Origin of the sequence: Butyrivibrio hungatei, from assembly GCF_001858005.1 — a bacterium.
Classification (GTDB): domain Bacteria; phylum Bacillota; class Clostridia; order Lachnospirales; family Lachnospiraceae; genus Butyrivibrio; species Butyrivibrio hungatei.
In genome coordinates, this window is record NZ_CP017831.1 from 3,099,072 (window position 1) to 3,114,651 (window position 15,580).

The 15,580-nt window shown below is 39.0% G+C and carries 16 protein-coding genes; 4 read left to right on the top strand and 12 right to left on the bottom strand.

Annotated features, from left to right (window positions below):
• Position 1 precedes the first annotated feature (1 nt).
• A complete protein-coding gene (locus tag bhn_RS14330; protein ID WP_071177326.1) occupies positions 2 to 829 on the bottom strand; it encodes an alpha/beta hydrolase in 828 nt (275 codons plus the stop codon).
• A gap of 155 nt (positions 830 to 984) precedes the next feature.
• Between bhn_RS14330 and bhn_RS14335 the strand changes: the two genes are divergently transcribed.
• A complete protein-coding gene (locus bhn_RS14335) occupies positions 985 to 1,527 on the top strand; it encodes a glutathione peroxidase (protein WP_071177327.1) in 543 nt (180 codons plus the stop codon).
• Positions 1,528 to 1,533: 6 nt separating this feature from the next.
• Here bhn_RS14335 and bhn_RS14340 read toward each other — a convergent pair whose 3' ends face one another.
• Complete coding sequence (locus bhn_RS14340; protein ID WP_071177328.1) at positions 1,534 to 2,343, bottom strand: YlmH/Sll1252 family protein; 810 nt, start codon at positions 2,341 to 2,343, stop codon at positions 1,534 to 1,536.
• 1 nt (position 2,344) lies between these two features.
• Positions 2,345 to 2,860 (bottom strand): NUDIX hydrolase, encoded by a 516-nt coding sequence (locus bhn_RS14345; RefSeq protein ID WP_071177329.1) that lies wholly within the window; start codon positions 2,858 to 2,860, stop codon positions 2,345 to 2,347.
• Between the two features lie 130 nt (positions 2,861 to 2,990).
• On the opposite strand from bhn_RS14345, the gene bhn_RS14350 reads away from it, so the two are divergent.
• Both bhn_RS14350 and bhn_RS14355 read left to right on the top strand, forming a co-directional pair.
• Positions 2,991 to 5,432 carry a clostripain-related cysteine peptidase gene (locus bhn_RS14350; protein ID WP_071177330.1) on the top strand — a complete coding sequence of 814 codons (2,442 nt, stop codon included), beginning with the start codon at positions 2,991 to 2,993 and terminating at the stop codon, positions 5,430 to 5,432.
• Between the two features lie 60 nt (positions 5,433 to 5,492).
• On the top strand, positions 5,493 to 5,741 hold the full coding sequence (locus tag bhn_RS14355) for a GlsB/YeaQ/YmgE family stress response membrane protein (protein WP_236845938.1): 249 nt from the start codon (positions 5,493 to 5,495) through the stop codon (positions 5,739 to 5,741).
• 38 nt (positions 5,742 to 5,779) lie between these two features.
• Here the strand turns inward: bhn_RS14355 and bhn_RS14360 are convergent, their stop codons facing one another.
• From bhn_RS14360 to bhn_RS14375, 5 genes are all read right to left on the bottom strand, one after another.
• A complete protein-coding gene (locus tag bhn_RS14360) occupies positions 5,780 to 6,199 on the bottom strand; it encodes a hypothetical protein (protein WP_071177331.1) in 420 nt (139 codons plus the stop codon).
• Positions 6,200 to 6,212: 13 nt separating this feature from the next.
• On the bottom strand, positions 6,213 to 6,653 hold the full coding sequence (locus tag bhn_RS14365; protein ID WP_071177332.1) for a LytTR family DNA-binding domain-containing protein: 441 nt from the start codon (positions 6,651 to 6,653) through the stop codon (positions 6,213 to 6,215).
• 168 nt (positions 6,654 to 6,821) lie between these two features.
• The gene (locus tag bhn_RS15740; protein ID WP_161487335.1) at positions 6,822 to 7,007 is read right to left on the bottom strand and encodes a hypothetical protein; all 186 of its coding nucleotides are present in this window, start codon (positions 7,005 to 7,007) and stop codon (positions 6,822 to 6,824) included.
• A 52-nt stretch (positions 7,008 to 7,059) separates the two neighbouring features.
• The gene (locus bhn_RS14370; protein ID WP_071177333.1) at positions 7,060 to 7,830 is read right to left on the bottom strand and encodes an ABC transporter permease; all 771 of its coding nucleotides are present in this window, start codon (positions 7,828 to 7,830) and stop codon (positions 7,060 to 7,062) included.
• A gap of 15 nt (positions 7,831 to 7,845) precedes the next feature.
• A complete protein-coding gene (locus bhn_RS14375; RefSeq protein WP_083386031.1) occupies positions 7,846 to 8,547 on the bottom strand; it encodes an ATP-binding cassette domain-containing protein in 702 nt (233 codons plus the stop codon).
• A 307-nt stretch (positions 8,548 to 8,854) separates the two neighbouring features.
• Here bhn_RS14375 and bhn_RS14380 point away from each other — a divergent pair, with 307 nt between their 5' ends.
• On the top strand, positions 8,855 to 9,571 hold the full coding sequence (locus tag bhn_RS14380; protein WP_071177335.1) for a helix-turn-helix domain-containing protein: 717 nt from the start codon (positions 8,855 to 8,857) through the stop codon (positions 9,569 to 9,571).
• 72 nt (positions 9,572 to 9,643) lie between these two features.
• Here bhn_RS14380 and bhn_RS14385 read toward each other — a convergent pair whose 3' ends face one another.
• The 4 genes from bhn_RS14385 to bhn_RS14400 all read right to left on the bottom strand — a co-directional run bounded on the left by bhn_RS14385 (position 9,644) and on the right by bhn_RS14400 (position 15,473).
• A complete protein-coding gene (locus bhn_RS14385; protein WP_071177336.1) occupies positions 9,644 to 11,389 on the bottom strand; it encodes an HD-GYP domain-containing protein in 1,746 nt (581 codons plus the stop codon).
• Between the two features lie 140 nt (positions 11,390 to 11,529).
• Positions 11,530 to 13,287: a glycoside hydrolase gene (locus bhn_RS14390; RefSeq protein ID WP_071177337.1), complete on the bottom strand. Its 1,758-nt coding sequence runs from the start codon at positions 13,285 to 13,287 to the stop codon at positions 11,530 to 11,532.
• Positions 13,268 to 14,326: a glycoside hydrolase family 43 protein gene (locus tag bhn_RS14395; protein ID WP_071177338.1), complete on the bottom strand. Its 1,059-nt coding sequence runs from the start codon at positions 14,324 to 14,326 to the stop codon at positions 13,268 to 13,270. Before bhn_RS14395 ends, bhn_RS14390 begins: the two co-directional genes overlap by 20 nt.
• A gap of 19 nt (positions 14,327 to 14,345) precedes the next feature.
• The gene (locus tag bhn_RS14400; RefSeq protein WP_071177339.1) at positions 14,346 to 15,473 is read right to left on the bottom strand and encodes an aldo/keto reductase; all 1,128 of its coding nucleotides are present in this window, start codon (positions 15,471 to 15,473) and stop codon (positions 14,346 to 14,348) included.
• Between the last annotated feature and the right edge of the window lie 107 nt (positions 15,474 to 15,580).

The following is a 15,580-nucleotide window of genomic DNA, read 5'->3' on the forward strand; positions in this document are numbered from 1 at the left end:
TTTAAAAGAACTTTTTTAACCAGTTAGTAGCAAGGTCTATCCACACTTCTACTTCTGGAACCACTTCATTTCCCCAGTTACTAAGGGTAAGATCATTTGCAAGCGAAAGGCCATGCTCACCCTCTGGAAAAATGTGAAGCTCAGTATTTATATTCTCTCTTTTAAGAGCAGTAGCAAATAAAAGGGAATTCTCAACAGGAACGCATCCATCAGTAAATGTATGCCAGATGAAAGTCTTTGGAACGTCCTTGTTTACGCATTTTTCTAAAGAAAGTTCTTCTTTCTTTTCTTCGTATTTATCGCCTAGGAGATGTTCAAATGAACCCTGATGAGCAAACTCTCCTGAAGTGATAACAGGATAACATAAAAGAAGTCCATTGGGACGAAGCTTTTCTTTTATCTCATCTGATGTATTTCCCAAAAGAGCCTTAGAAACAAAATCTCTCTTCCACATGCAAGCATAGTTTGCTGCAAGATGTCCGCCTGCAGAACATCCTTCTACAATTATAGCATCTTTGTCGACTTCCCATTCATCAGCATGTTCTCTGATGATGAGAATAGACCTTCCAAGCTCCAAAAGAGCTGTTGGAAAAACTGCTGGAGCACATGAATATCTAAGTACTGCCGCATTAAAGCCCTTTGCCATAAAGCTAAGTGCCATTGGCTCAGCTTCTCTATCTGATGTGTATTCATAACCACCGCCTGGGCACAAAAGAACCAGCGGCCTCTTTGTAATCTTTAATGAATCTGAAGGCTGCTGAATATATACTGTGAGCTTTGCATAGTCTAATGAGCCCTCTTCTGTTATAGAAAATTCTTTGTAGATCATCTTGTAACCCCCGTAATATCTAGTCTGTCCTATAAACTATAAAATGACAAAAAAATAATTGCAATATATATTGACATTTTAGATTGTGTACAATATAATTACATTAAATTAAATGATTGATTGCGCTTACTTTTATAAAAATGGAGGTAAAAATAATGGGTTTCTATGATTATTCAGTAACTGATGCTCAGGGAAACGAGTTCTCTCTTGAGAACTACAAGGGTAAAGTTGTTCTTGTTGTTAATACTGCCACTGGTTGCGGATTCACTCCTCATTACAAAGACATTGAGCAAATGTATGAGCAGTTCCATGAGCATGGCTTTGAAGTTCTTGATATTCCTTGTAATCAGTTTGCAGGCCAGACTCCTGGTACTGATGAAGAGATTCACGAGTTCTGCCAGCTTCATTACAACACCAAGTTCCCTCAGATGAAAAAAGCTGATGTAAACGGTGAGAATCAGCTTCCTGTATTTAAGTTCCTCAAAGAGCAGAAGGGCTTTGAAGGCTTTGGTTTTGGACCTGCTGCCGTTGCAATGAATGTCATGCTCAAGAAGATCGACAAGAATTACAAGAATAATCCTGACATCAAGTGGAACTTCACAAAGTTCGTAGTTGACCGCGAAGGCAATGTTGTTGCCCGCTTCGAGCCAACTGAAAAAATGGAAAAAGTTGCTGCTTGCGTAGCAGACCTCATCTGATATTTCTTAAATAAACTTCTTAACTGATACAAAAAGGCGTCCTTTGCGTGTTACGTTTTGTTGTCCCAGGTAGATAAATTTGCCATGGCCACGGACTGACACCCGGGCGCCTTCTTTTAGATCATAGCCTCCGCTGTAGGCTGTCCTTCCATCAATAAAAACTGATTCAGACTCAATAAGCTTTTGAGCTTCCGACCTTGATAAATGGTACACAAATGCCAGGATTGCATCTATTCTCTCAGAAGCAACGCTTCCTTGTATCTCTTCAAACTCTGGTCTGATGTCACATTCACTGGCGTTTACAATTTCGCACTTAACAGAAGTGTGCCTGATCCTTATGAGCTCTTTACATATCATCTGAGCAATCTCAGGTGTTGCAAACACGTAGGCCTGCTTGTCTCCAGATAAGATATCTCCTATCTGATCTCTTTCTATCCCAAGATTCATAAGGCTTCCAAGATAATCTCTGTGATTTAGATCATCTGAAAACTTACTGTTTACCGGCTTAATGCTGACACAGCTTAGAACTGTCTGCTCACTTTTTTCTGATAAAAGAAATGTCTCTTCATCCATGTATTCTGGTAAAAAGCAGACCATCGCTCTTTCAGCGTCATCAAATCCGCCGTATATGACATACCTTGCTCCGCAGTATTCATGCACGTTTGAAGATACTCCTTCGCTGGCAAGGATCTGATGAAACATAGCGATTTCTGAAACAGACAAAAAGTCTGTATGCGTTATAAAGTTATTCATATATGCTCTGGTAGCAAGATCTTTTACCCTACCAGCCAGAAAATCCTTTGATTTTTCTTCCATTTTATCCAATCTCTTCAAGCATCTTTTTGTAGTCCAGTTGTTTTCCGTTAAGAACCGCTTCTCTTAGCTTGTCATTAACATCATAGGCCATCTTAAGAGAAAAGAACTTATCGCTTTCTTCCATGAGCTTAAAGAAGATCTTGTCTCCCTCCCACAGATTAAGGCCGTATACATCCTTCTTTTTTACCCACTCAAGTTTGCCCTCATCACACTCTTTTGGCTCTCCACCTGGACATTTGGCTGTGAAAAGAGACATAAGCTCATAGTCACCTCTGTCAGAAATAAATGTGATGATCGCGCGATACGCAATCTCATCTAGCGGAATGTCATATCCTGACTCTTCAAATATCTCCCTTTTGATGCATTCTTCCGGACTCTCATTATCCTCAAAATGTCCGCCCACACCAAGCCACTTATCCTTACTAAGATCGTTCTTCTTTGAAATTCTATGAAGCATCAAGTATTCATCATCTCTTTCTATGTAACAAAGAGTTGTAAGTCCATCTCTTTTTGCCATGATAACCCTCCAATAATCTACTGTCTTTACATCATAATATACATTTCCTGATAATTGCACAGTTTTTCTTAATTATTATATAATTATTGCTAGACAATTTGCTTTATTACGTTTCATTTAGGAGGCATTTATGGAAAATAGACCTGTTGGTAGAAAGAAAAACGTAGGAACAGGTGGCTCCGGCGTCCACAAACGTGGCGAAGGCCTTGGAACCGGACCTGTTGGAAATAGTTCAGGATACTCATCCGGACCATCCTCATTTGGCGGCGGTCCTAAGAGATCTGGTGGCAGAAGCCCTCTCTTTATGCTCATCGTTCTGGCAATACTGATCCTTGGCGGTGGCGGAGGCCTCACTTCACTCCTAGGTGGAGGTGGCTCAGGCTATTCAGACTCATCAACCACGCAGCAGTACTCAAACACAAATAGCCAGACTTCAACTGGAAGCGGCACTTCATCACTCTCAACTCTTAGTCAGCTCTTTGGCGGATATGGTTCATATTCAGGCGGAAGCTCAGCATCGGCAGCCTGGAGCGAAACTCCCAACACTGGCAAACTGGACACTTCTGTAGCTTCAAACGCCCGCGCTAAGAGAACTGTCATAAAAGGTAACGGCGAAGACACAGTTACTATCATGGTCTACATGTGCGGTGCTGATCTTGAATCCAGAAGCGGAATGGCATCCAAAGATATTCAGGAGATGCTAAAGGCTGACCTTGGAAATAACATAAATCTCCTCATCTATACAGGTGGTGCTAGGCAGTGGCAGAACAACGTTGTTTCAAGCACTACAAATCAGATCTATCAGATAAAGAACGGAAAACTCAATCTCCTTGTTGATAATGTTGGAAACCTTCCAATGACCAAGCCAGATACACTTTCCAGCTATATCAAATGGGCGGCTACTAACTACCCTGCTGACAGATTTGAGCTCATCTTTTGGAACCACGGTGGCGGTTCAACAGGCGGATACGGTTATGATGAGAAGTTCACATCAGCTGGTTCCATGTCCCTTGCAGGTATCAACACAGCTCTTAAGGATGGCGGCGTAACCTTTGATTTTGTTGGCTTTGACACATGCCTCATGGCAACTGTAGAAAACGCCCTTGTAGTTTCAAACTACGCTGATTACCTTGTTGCATCTGAAGAGACAGAGCCTGGCATTGGCTGGTACTATACAGATTGGCTCACATCCTTTGGAAGAAATACTTCCATGGACACTCTGGAGATTGGCAAGAACATCATCGACTCCTTTACCAATGCCTGTGCTCAGACATGTCCCGGTCAAAAGACAACACTTTCTCTTATTGACCTAGCTGAACTCTCACAGACAGTACCTCAGGAGCTTGCAGACTTCTCCAAAGATACTGCAAACATGATCAACAGCGACGAATATTCAGCAGTATCTACAGCTCGTAGCAGTAGCCGTGAGTTTGCTTCATCCTCAAGGATCGATCAGATAGACCTTGTAGATTTCGCCAACAGAATGGGAACTACTGAGGCAAAAGAACTTGCAAATGCCCTTAAGAGCTCTATCAAATACAATAGAACAAGTTCAAACATGACCAATGCTTACGGCCTCTCAATCTACTTCCCTTACAAGCAGAGCAGCAAAGTAGATTCTATGGTCAACACCTATGAAAACATCGGTATGGATGAAGACTACGCAAAGTGCATTCAGAGTTTTGCTACCATGGGAGTTGCCGGACAGGTTGCATCAGGTGGAACTTCAACTCCTATGCCATCTCTTTTTGGAGAACTTTCTCAAGGAAGTGGCAGCGGTGACGCTACTGCTGAGATGATATCTCAGCTCCTTACAACCTTCCTTTCAAGTGACTTTAGCAGTATTTCTGGACTTTCATCCTCCAATACTTCTTTCCTTGGTAAGTCTCTTGATGTAGAAAAGGCTGCAAATTACATCGCAGCTAACCAGTTTGATACTTCAAACCTCATCTGGACTCAGAATTCAGATGGTCAGGATGTAATAAGCCTCTCAGAGGATCAGTGGTCCCAGGTAAAAGACCTTTCTCTTAACATGTTCTATGATGACGGAGAAGGCTACATCGACCTTGGACTTGATAATACACTTGAGTTTGATTCAGACGGAAACCTCATTGCCCCATCAGATAAGACATGGCTTGCAATCGACGGTCAGATTGTTGCTTACTATGTGATCGACGTTCAAGGTGATGAGAATAGCTACGCTATCACAGGTCGCGTTCCTTGCCTCTTAAACGGCGAAAGAACTAATCTCATCCTTGTATTTGATTCTGAAAATGAAGATGGATACGTTGCCGGAGCCAACTACGATTACGTGGAAGGTGAAACAGATACTGTTGCCAAGAACCTCACAGAAATAAATGAAGGCGACACCATCGATTTTCTCTGCGATTACTACAGTTATGACAAGACCTATGAAGACAGTTATTACCTTGGAGAACAGATGACTGTTTCACATCCAATGTCTGAAATGGTCATCAACAACCTCCCTGTAGGTGATGGTGATGTTCTTGTAACTTACCGTTTTACAGACCAGTTTGCACAGAACTACTGGACTCCAACAATTAAGTACTAATTTCCGTATAATTTATGCTATACTAGTCCCATGAGAAAAGCTTGAAAGGGGATTTACAACATGATTAACGGAATGAGTCTTATCACAGGTCTTATTGTAGGTGCTATCGCAGGATGGATTGCAGGAAAGCTTATGAACAGTGAAGGAAGCCTTCTTAGAAACATAATTCTTGGTATTGTAGGTGGTTTCGTGGGTAACCTGGTTCTTGGCCTTGTTAATATCCACGGAAGCGGCATCCTCGGCAACATCGTTGTAGGTGTTATCGGATCTTGCATCGTAATCTTTGGTGGTAAGAAATTACTTAAATAAATATTTCTGTCAAAAAAGCCTCCCCGTGGGAGGCTTTTTTATTCTTCCTTCTTTTCATTAAGTATCTTATTTATTTCATCTGCTTCTTTTTTTTCAATAGAAAAGTTATGCTTATAACCCATAATATATATTGGTAATGCTATGCAAAATAATTTAATTACCTGACTGGTCTCAAAAGTGAACCAATTAAACAAAACTCCAAACGCTAATAAAAATACAAAATAAGCGCAAAATGAAAGGCAGTGATATGAAAAACTATATTTAAAATCAATACTTCCTAAAAATATATCGATTGCATGACATAATATTACATATAAAAACAATCCTACAAGGAACCTGTTCTCTGTCTCTGTTTTTCCTATAGCCAAGTTCCAAATCATACATATAATAACCGCTAGCGTATAGTAGAAAGCAATTGATTCAAAAAACCTTTTAATACGATGAGTTGTGTTTTTCATATTCTATGTCCTCTCACTTACTCATAATTTTATCTTTTAATGTACTGATATATTTTCTTGATACCACCAGCCATTCTCCATTTGATATCTGAGCCTTCATCCTATGATTCAAAAATGGTTCAACACTTTTTAGATAAGAAACATTTAACAAGCAGTTTTTACTAATCCTCACCATTGGTGTATGTTCTAATTCCTTTTCTACATATATTAGCTTCTGCTTACATTCATATACTTCATTGGCGCAGTATACAAATGTCCTATTATCTACTGTATCAATATATAAAACCAAGTCTATCGGCACCTGAAATGTTTTTCCATCTTTAATACAAGATATTTTTACCATGTACTGCTTAATATATTCAGATATTTTTTTTATATTCTCGTCAATGGCGTTACACTTGATAATAACAATGGGCTCTTTATCAGCAGTTCCTTCTTCTATTTGAAGTTTCATCACACTACACCTCAAACTTATTTTTTATCAATCTTTATAGCTACGAGAAATTCTTTCTACTAGTATTTCATATTTTTATCTTCATAACCTTCTGATATTGGGTGATTTGGATTTGATAGATCCAAATAATATGGCTTACCTTTGAAGAATAAGCTAATTATACCATTCTCAACAAGCATACTCTTTATCCATCTTCTCTACTAATTTCTTTTTTGTTTCAGTAATACAACACAAATACTCAGAGGGTTTTTCAAAAGATTTGTTTTCTTGGAAAAATAAAGCTGGACAATAATTGCATATTTTTCTATTATCACAATCAACACATTTTTGTTTTATAGAATACTGTTCCATCATTTTTAAAAATACGTCCCTTTTTGGTGACTATGATACATAATGATATCCTCCATTAATAAAAGAGTATATTACCCTCTTTTTTCGCTTTATTGATAAACACTCTAAACATGACAATACCTGTAATCAACCAAATAATTGAAATCAGTATTAACTGGAACAAATTAGTTACTACGTTTTCTCCAACAATTTGCCTTCTTATGAGTATATTGCAAATCGTTAATGGAATACCTTTTGAGATATTGATGAAATGGTCCGTTGCAGAAACTGTATCCGTCAAAAAAAGTAACAGCAATTGAATTATGTACGTTATCGCGCCAACCCTTTTATAAAAAAGTGCAGCGCCTGCTATACATAAACCTAACCCATACATTCCAAGCACACATATCAAAATTGGAATACCTATCTCAAAATGTATTTCTATATTCAGTTTTCCAAATATAATTCCCACTACCGCAACTATAATTGCTACTAAAACTTCAACAATCAACGCTGCTATGAACCTTCCAAATAGCAGTACTTCTAAAGGGCACCTTGAGTTGAGTTTTCTATAAAATGTTCCTTGCCTCAATTCCCCTGTTACAATCTGTGCAATTGATGAAATTGCACTTACTGAGAAAAACCAAGCTATATACCCTGCAAAAAATAACTCACGGTAGTTTTCATATCCATATATATTTGAATAACTTTTCCCCGTTCCTGAATATAAAAAGAATAAAAGAAGAATAGAATAAACCACTATATCTGAAATTGTTCCAAATTTATATCTTAAAGTACTAATCAGGTCCATTTTTATTTCGCATAGCAAGCTTCTAAACAGCATCATATGTATTATCCTCGTTTAACTTTTTTCATATTGTTCATGGTACTTTTCTTTAAATTCTTCCAGACCAACTCTTCCGCACTCAGATACAAATGTACCATTCTTAAGAAAAATTGTTCTGTCAGAGATATCAGCTATAAAATCATGATCATGCGACACTAAAATGATGATAGTTTCATCTTTAATCCGCTTTAACACTTTCTTTATCTCATTAATATGTTCTTCATCAAGGCCCTCTGTTACCTCATCAAGTAAGATACATTCTCGATCTATCAACAATGATGTCATAAGCGCTACTATTCTTTTTTGGCCATAGGACAGTTTCTCAACAATTATATTTTTAAGATCTATATAATCAGGAAATATTCTCATTAACTGTTCTATTTTTTCTTTAATTTCCGAATTTGAATATCCGTTTATAATGCCAAAATACTTCATGTTTTCTTCAACTGTATTTTTTACATATAAGTTTTTTTCACCAGCTAATAAAATGGATACCCCTTTATTAGTATTCGTAATGTTATATTCTATGCATCCTTCATCAGGTAGAATCATACCGGATATAACATTTAATAAAGTGCTCTTACCTGTTCCATTTGGAGCAACAATGGCAGTTATTTCCCCATTTCTAAAGATTTCTGTCACATGATCTAATACGACGTTTGTCCCAAATATTTTGGTTATATTATCTAATTTCAACGTTTTCATTTTTTTCCTCATTGTCTCCTGCTTCCTCAGTATGACAAATAGGATAAGTGCGTTCAATAATACACATAGCCAAATGCCTTTTTAGCTATGTAAGATGCCATATTTTTGTTTTAATTTGAATAAAACGGATTGCTTTTAAAAAATAAGCTTAATCAAGCGTATTACTAAAGCATCAATTTAGTTTTATATTTCAATATTGCTTCTCAACTCAAGCACAAATTGATATACATAAAATGCAATCCGTTGTACTCTAAATTCATAAGCTCGATATAGGCCATATCTGAGAATTGACATCAAATAATATGCTAGGAGAAAAAATATGTTAGATATGAAATCTATAGGAAAAAAGATAAAAGATGCACGTACAAAGAAAAACATGACACAGCTTGAACTTGCTGATATCGTTGGCGTAAGCTATCAGGCAGTTTCTAATTGGGAAAGAGGAAATACTATGCCTGATATCACGAAGCTTCCTGATATTGCAAAGGCTCTTGAGCTTAACATTGCTGATCTACTTGGAGATAATGAAGCAGCAAATGCTGTCAATAAAGTAACTTCAGACGATGATACTCCACTTTCAGCTTCAGAAATTGCAGAAATAGCTCCAATATTGCCACCACAGGTCATTACTGATAATGTAAAAAAGACATCAGAACAGGCTCCTCTTAATATTGAAGTTCTCTTAGAACTTGCTCCATTCTTGGACGATGAATATCTTGATGGGCTTGTGCTTAATTCAGAGATTACTAATATAGATGATATTGTTGAACTAGCGCCCTTTATTTCAGATTTCGCTCTCGATAAACTCGTTGAAAGAGCAAATCCAGATAACCTTGAAGACTTAATAGAGCTTGCTCCATTTCTTTCTCGTAACGCATTAGATCTTGTTGTAGATAAAGCTATTGCTAATGGAAGTACCTCTGATTTAGTCGCTTTCGCACCATTCCTTGAAAAAAAGAGCATGAAGAAAATTGTTGATTGCTTACTTCATTCCAATAATCCAAAGGATATAAGCTCTTTTGCACCATTCTTATAATAAAAAAATACGCAAAAAAAATTAGGGAACTTTTTGAGTAAAAACATATCAAAAAGTTCCCTAAATTTTTTGTCATTTATCTATAGGTCTTATCTCACCCTTATTCACAAGTCTAAAGAACGCATCCACAACCTCAGGATTAAGCTGGGTTCCGGAGACTTCACGGATTGTAGCTAGCACATCATCAAAATCCATTCGCTTGCGATATGGTCTGTCAGAATACATTGCATCAAAGCTGTCTGCAACTGCAATAATTCGGGCCACATCCGGGATTTCATCACCTGAAAGCCCGTTAGGATAACCTTTGCCGTCATATCTTTCATGATGGGCTCTAGCACCTATTGCTAGTTCTGGTACAACGCTTATGTCCTTAAGTACATCGTTTCCCTTCACGGTATGGGATTTGATCAAATCATATTCTTCCTCTGTAAGTTTTCCCGGTTTATTGAGCACAGCTTCTGGGATTCCGACTTTTCCTACATCATGAAGTAAACCAATGCGATAGTACTTTTCTACAATTTCATCGTCATATCCCATCTCTTTGGCAATCATGGCTGTATACTTGGCTACTCTCTCCGAATGTCCGTTGGTATACTTATCCTTCATATCGATAACTTTGGCAAAAGCTTCTGATATCTCAGATGCAAGCGCAGCACTTTCCTTCTGCTTCTTTTTAAGAGAATCGATATGGTCCTGATACAGATAGATTCCCATAAATGCAGTAAACAGCACTACTCCAATACGTGTAAATGTCAGACTTCCGTAGCTCTGGAAAAAGTAATAACGTGTCAGATCTATTCCTGCGCCTAAAATACTGACACAAAGGCCCCACATCATAGTACGTAGAAGTGTAGGCTTGATCATTTTCTGACGTATAGCCCTAAAGACGATCACAGCAGCTATCATAAAGGCAACTACTATAATGAATTGAGAAACATAAACAAGATGGTAATAGTCTGATAATCTGCTTTGTGTTAGTCCAACTTGAATGAAGAAATTCAAAAAACATACTATTAACATTCCAAACAAAAGCTTTGAATGTGATTCTCCTGTTGTACTGGAAAAAAATGAAAGCAGTTGGAAAGGTACAAATATCAGGCATGCATACTCCGCAACTCTGATAATTTCAGGGTGACCTGTCAGCACCTGAAGTAGAAGCGTATCATTAAGTCCTATAAATCCGACCAATAAGCAGGTTATACCAAAGGATATGAAGTCAATTCCTGTTGACTTCATGACAATTTTGCCCGTTACACCTGCTATAACAAAAAGGAACCCAATTAGCATAGTTGTCATACATTGGCAAAATGAAAAAAGATTTCTTTTAAAGACGTTTGTCATGTACTGTCCAGCATCACTAATAGCTATCTCTCTTATACCTGCCGGCGCATTTGGAAATACCGGTTCAAGGTTCAGCCTTAAATTTGTGCTCCCCGCAGGAATTGCGATGGCGTGATACTGCATACCATAAGAGACTCCTAAGAATCTTGATAGCTCAGGGGTATAATCATAGATCAACTCATCCGACACATATACTTTGAAATTGGTATCGATAGATTTAAAACAAATGGCTTTTCCCGCAATATCTAGATTGCTGATATCCAAAGTAACAGAACACGCGCCAAGTTCAAGATCATATAGATCAACTACTTGTCCGTTTTCAGCAATCCAACCTTCATTGATATCACCAATAATATCGACGTCTCTATTCTTTTCATGCTCTCCTGTTGCAATAGCTAGAAATACAAAAAGCAAAAAGACAAAAATGCAGGCTACCTGCTCCAAGCACGAACGAAGTGATTCTTTTCTTATTCTCATATTTATACCTTTTATATTAAAAAAGGGGATGTATGAAGCGCATAAAACACACACTCCCTAATCCCCAGCCGCTTATATTTCGTATATATTATATCAAAATTTTAACACTTTTTTCTTTTATTGTCTTTTCCCAATTTAGTTCAATACCACTTATCAATCTCAAATGTAGTAATTGAGCTTCCTTTAAGAACTGCTGAAAATGATGCCTTATCCTCACTGAAATTCATCGCAACTTTATCTGTTACATCTGCCCAGTTCTCGCCGTCAGCCATAGTGCCGCTAGTTCTGGTTGCTACGATGCCTATATCTTCACCGGCTTCGTAGAAGTCTGAGAGATCAAATTCCCACTTAACATCATCAACATTTGTGTTCATGGCAACGATCACAACCTTTTCGTTTTCTGGATCATATGCTGCTACAACAGTATTTGTCTTATCATCAACTCCAACTAATGTGCAACCTGGCCTGATAAACTTTGTAAACTGTCCAAAGGCATAGTACTTCTTGGTAAGAAGCAGTTCTTTTGCATCATGGTCAGCGATTGCAATTCCCCAGAAAGGTGTGCCCGTAGATACTATCTCATCAGCCTGCTGCCTTGTGCAGGTATCAAACTCATTACTTGAATCTACGTGAACATCTACTGCGTCCCACATGATCCAGGCTGTAGGCATGAGGCCGTTGAGGTCCTTTATGATCTGCTCTGAATAGCCAAGAGCAGCCTGCATTCCTGTATCTTTTTTACCGATAGAATATGTTCCATCAACTTCGCTCATCCAAAGGTTCTTACCTGATTCTTCTGCAATCTTCTTGAGCATGTCGCGCTGAGTTCCCTCGTAGGCGTGAGTGTCGATTCTATCAACAACCTCTTTTGCCTCCTCAGAAAGAGACTTGTAAGACATGATAGCAGCTTCAATGCTGGTCTCATCAGTTCCGCAGATGATCATATCGATTCCCTTGTTCTGAAGCTCTGCATTAAGTGCTGTGAGGATCCTACTCTGAGACTCACCCTGTGAGAAATGGCAGCCTTCCTGCTTCTCACTGTGAGCTCCCCAGTAGCTGGTTGCAGGCTCATTCATTGGATCAACACTCTGGAATGTGATAACACCTTCCTGCATCCAGTGCTCGATCACATCCGCCATGTAGCAGGCAAAAGCTGTGTATGAATCCTCTCTTAAGTTATCAACAGAAGGATCCTCTCCTCCTGAGCTACATCCACTGACAGTCATGAAGTATGGTGGTGAATTGGAAAATGCCTCAGCAATAAACTCATCTTTTGCTGCGTCAGCTGCTGCCTTTAAGACGTTCATCTGATTGGCATCTGCATCCCAGTCATAATTCCATGCATATCCACAATCGAAGTCTACTCTGGCAAAGTTATCCACATAGTAATCCTTAGAATTGTTACTAAGATCGACCTTTGTAACATCTACGCAGTAGCCAGGAACTACTGAATCGGATCTCTTAATATGTGGCTCGTGATAAAAAGGTGCATTCTCATCTGTTACGTTATCTCCACCGCCAACGTTATAGCGGCCAATGTTCATACCAAGACCTTTTTCCAGATCAAAAAAGGCTTCTGCTGTCTGAGCTGTAAGTTCTTCACTGTAGCCTACTCGGTTGGCCCACCAGCAAAGAGATGTTCCCCATCCCTGAAACTCTCCGTAGCCATCACCATTTGTGTCATTAAACTTTTGCGCGTCAGATAATGACAGCTTTACTGTTTTAGAAATTTCCATGTTTTCATAACTCTCCGATACATTATTTTCTTCACTTACTTCGCTTGTACTTTCAGTACCAGCATTATTTGCCCCGGTGCTATTTCCACAACCCGAAACAATAGAAGTGAGTATAGCCGCTGCTACGCCCACTGATATGATCTTACCTGCTTTTTTCTTCATACCTGTCTCCCACATTCTTTACTGGATCTTTGGAAAAGACATGTTCATCTCCGTAAGGAACATTGTATCTCCAATTCTGAGCGCTCCCACCTGCCCCATTATACCAGTTACCGGTTATTTCGTTTTTTATAGAAAGCTTATTATCTGAATCATCCATTTCAAATAATAAGATCCTTTTTTTCTCATGGATATTTGGACAATGAAGTGACATCATAAGTTCCCCTCCAAAGCTCCTAAAGAGCATGGCATGTCCGCCATCAAGAGCAAAAAGAGGTATCTCTTCCTGAATCCATGGACCATGGATAGTACCACTTGCTGAGTGGCAGTATCCTACTGTGTAACCGCCTCTTTCTGAAAAGCTTGACCACAGCATGATAAGCGTCCCACCTGGAAGTCTGTAAAGAAATGGTCCGTCTGTTACAAGCCCGCCATCTGCTGTTGCATTTCCTCTCCAAGGTGCATCTGAAGCCCTAAACAAAATCTCCGGCTCTGAGATCATTTTACTTAGATCGTCACTTAGCTTGACCGCGCATACCTGGCCATCATAAACCTGCATCCACTCATGGCAGAATACAAGCCATGGCTGGCCTTCATCATCAACAAATAAAGTTCCATCCAGACACTGCCATCCTTCAGGTGTAATTGGTTTATCCCCTACCGGAGTAAATGGTCCTTCCGGCGAATCGGAAACAAGTGCCTGGCAGCCTCTCAACTTACCCTCTGCCCTAAAAGAAGAGATCAGATAGTATCTGCCCTTCCACATATGAACCTCCGGAGCCCAATAGTCTTTATCAGCCCAAAAGGTCTTTTTCTCGAAACATACCTTTGGAACAGACCAGTTGATCAAGTCCTTTGACTTGATCACATAAAAACATGCTTCATCCTGCTTTAGTTCTGGGAAAAGATTGACATCAACAAACTGGACGTATGTGTAATACAGTCCAGTTTTGTCATCTGCCAAAATAAAGGGATCACTTATATGTACGTCCCTTATGCTATATGGATATTCTTTAGAACCTTCATTAACTATAAATGCCATAAGTAAATATCATCCTGTCTTATTTTTCAAACTCAGCAGCTACTGTCTTAAGTAGATTTCTGATCTCGAGATGCTGAGGACATACATTCTCACAGCCGCCGCACTGGATACAATCACTGGCTTTACCTGCACCTTCAGATGTGATCCTGCCATAGTACATATCTTGATTCCAATCATTAAAGATCTTCTTTCTGTTGTAGCAGGCAAAGATCTCAGGAATCTTGATAGACATTGGACAATGATTTTCTTCTACGCAGTAGTGGCAAGCTGTACATGGGATCATATCAAGTCCCTTGAAAATAGCTGTTACTCTTGCTACTGCTCCCATCTCAGTCTCTGAAAGAGGCTTGAAGTCCTTCATATAGGAAACATTATCCTTCATCTGGTCCATGTCACTCATTCCAGAAAGAACAAGTCTTATTCCCTCCTGGCTTGCAGCAAATCGAATCGCATAGCTTGCGTTTGATAGACCTGCATTTAATTCGTCAAAGATCTGCTGCGCCTTTTCTGGAAGATTAACAAGGCTTCCGCCCTTAACTGGCTCCATTACGATGATTGGTTTATTGTGTTTTCTGCAGACATCATAAACCTTCTTACTCTGAACAGATGCGTCATCATAGTCAACGTAGTTGAACTGAATCTGAACAATCTCAATCTGTGGATATGTAGTAAGGATGTTATCAAGAACCTCAGCCTTGTCATGGAATGAAAGACCTACATGCTTGATCTTCCCTTCTTCTTTTAATTTAAATGCTGTCTCATACGCATTGCACTTTTTGAATTTTTCAAAGTTAACTGCGGTCTGTGCATGCATGAGATAAAAATCAAAATACTCAACACCGCAGGCATCGAGCTGACTCTGGAAGAATGGCCTGATGTCCTCTTCGCTGTTAAAGAAAGACTCTGTAAGCTTATCTGTTAAAAGATATTTATCTCTTGAGTATCTCTTAGTAAGAGCCTCTTTTATTGCCAGCTCTGACTTACCATCAATGTAGCCATGAGCTGTGTCAAAATAGTTAAATCCGTTCTCAATGAAGTAGTCTGTCATTTCCTTGAACTGCTCAATATCTACTTCACTTCCGATCATTGGAAGTCTCATGCATCCAAAACCAAAAAATGTTTTGATCTGTGAAAAAGAATTGTCCATCGCTTGCCCTCCGAACACCAAAAATACGCATACTCCTACATATACACCTTGATTCTAGCATATTCAAAAGCCTGAATATAGCTCAATTCTTGTCATAAAAAGCCACT

Bases quoted from the DNA above. Each gene is read 5' to 3' on its own strand.
- bhn_RS14330 (WP_071177326.1), bottom strand. From the start codon at position 829: ATGATCTACAAAGAATTTTCTATAACAGAAGAGGGCTCATTAGACTAT.
- bhn_RS14335 (WP_071177327.1), top strand. From the start codon at position 985: ATGGGTTTCTATGATTATTCAGTAACTGATGCTCAGGGAAACGAGTTC.
- bhn_RS14340 (WP_071177328.1), bottom strand. From the start codon at position 2,343: ATGGAAGAAAAATCAAAGGATTTTCTGGCTGGTAGGGTAAAAGATCTT.
- bhn_RS14345 (WP_071177329.1), bottom strand. From the start codon at position 2,860: ATGGCAAAAAGAGATGGACTTACAACTCTTTGTTACATAGAAAGAGAT.
- bhn_RS14350 (WP_071177330.1), top strand. From the start codon at position 2,991: ATGGAAAATAGACCTGTTGGTAGAAAGAAAAACGTAGGAACAGGTGGC.
- bhn_RS14355 (WP_236845938.1), top strand. From the start codon at position 5,493: ATGATTAACGGAATGAGTCTTATCACAGGTCTTATTGTAGGTGCTATC.
- bhn_RS14360 (WP_071177331.1), bottom strand. From the start codon at position 6,199: ATGAAAAACACAACTCATCGTATTAAAAGGTTTTTTGAATCAATTGCT.
- bhn_RS14365 (WP_071177332.1), bottom strand. From the start codon at position 6,653: ATGAAACTTCAAATAGAAGAAGGAACTGCTGATAAAGAGCCCATTGTT.
- bhn_RS15740 (WP_161487335.1), bottom strand. From the start codon at position 7,007: ATGATGGAACAGTATTCTATAAAACAAAAATGTGTTGATTGTGATAAT.
- bhn_RS14370 (WP_071177333.1), bottom strand. From the start codon at position 7,830: ATGATGCTGTTTAGAAGCTTGCTATGCGAAATAAAAATGGACCTGATT.
- bhn_RS14375 (WP_083386031.1), bottom strand. From the start codon at position 8,547: ATGAGGAAAAAAATGAAAACGTTGAAATTAGATAATATAACCAAAATA.
- bhn_RS14380 (WP_071177335.1), top strand. From the start codon at position 8,855: ATGTTAGATATGAAATCTATAGGAAAAAAGATAAAAGATGCACGTACA.
- bhn_RS14385 (WP_071177336.1), bottom strand. From the start codon at position 11,389: ATGAGAATAAGAAAAGAATCACTTCGTTCGTGCTTGGAGCAGGTAGCC.
- bhn_RS14390 (WP_071177337.1), bottom strand. From the start codon at position 13,287: ATGAAGAAAAAAGCAGGTAAGATCATATCAGTGGGCGTAGCAGCGGCT.
- bhn_RS14395 (WP_071177338.1), bottom strand. From the start codon at position 14,326: ATGGCATTTATAGTTAATGAAGGTTCTAAAGAATATCCATATAGCATA.
- bhn_RS14400 (WP_071177339.1), bottom strand. From the start codon at position 15,473: ATGGACAATTCTTTTTCACAGATCAAAACATTTTTTGGTTTTGGATGC.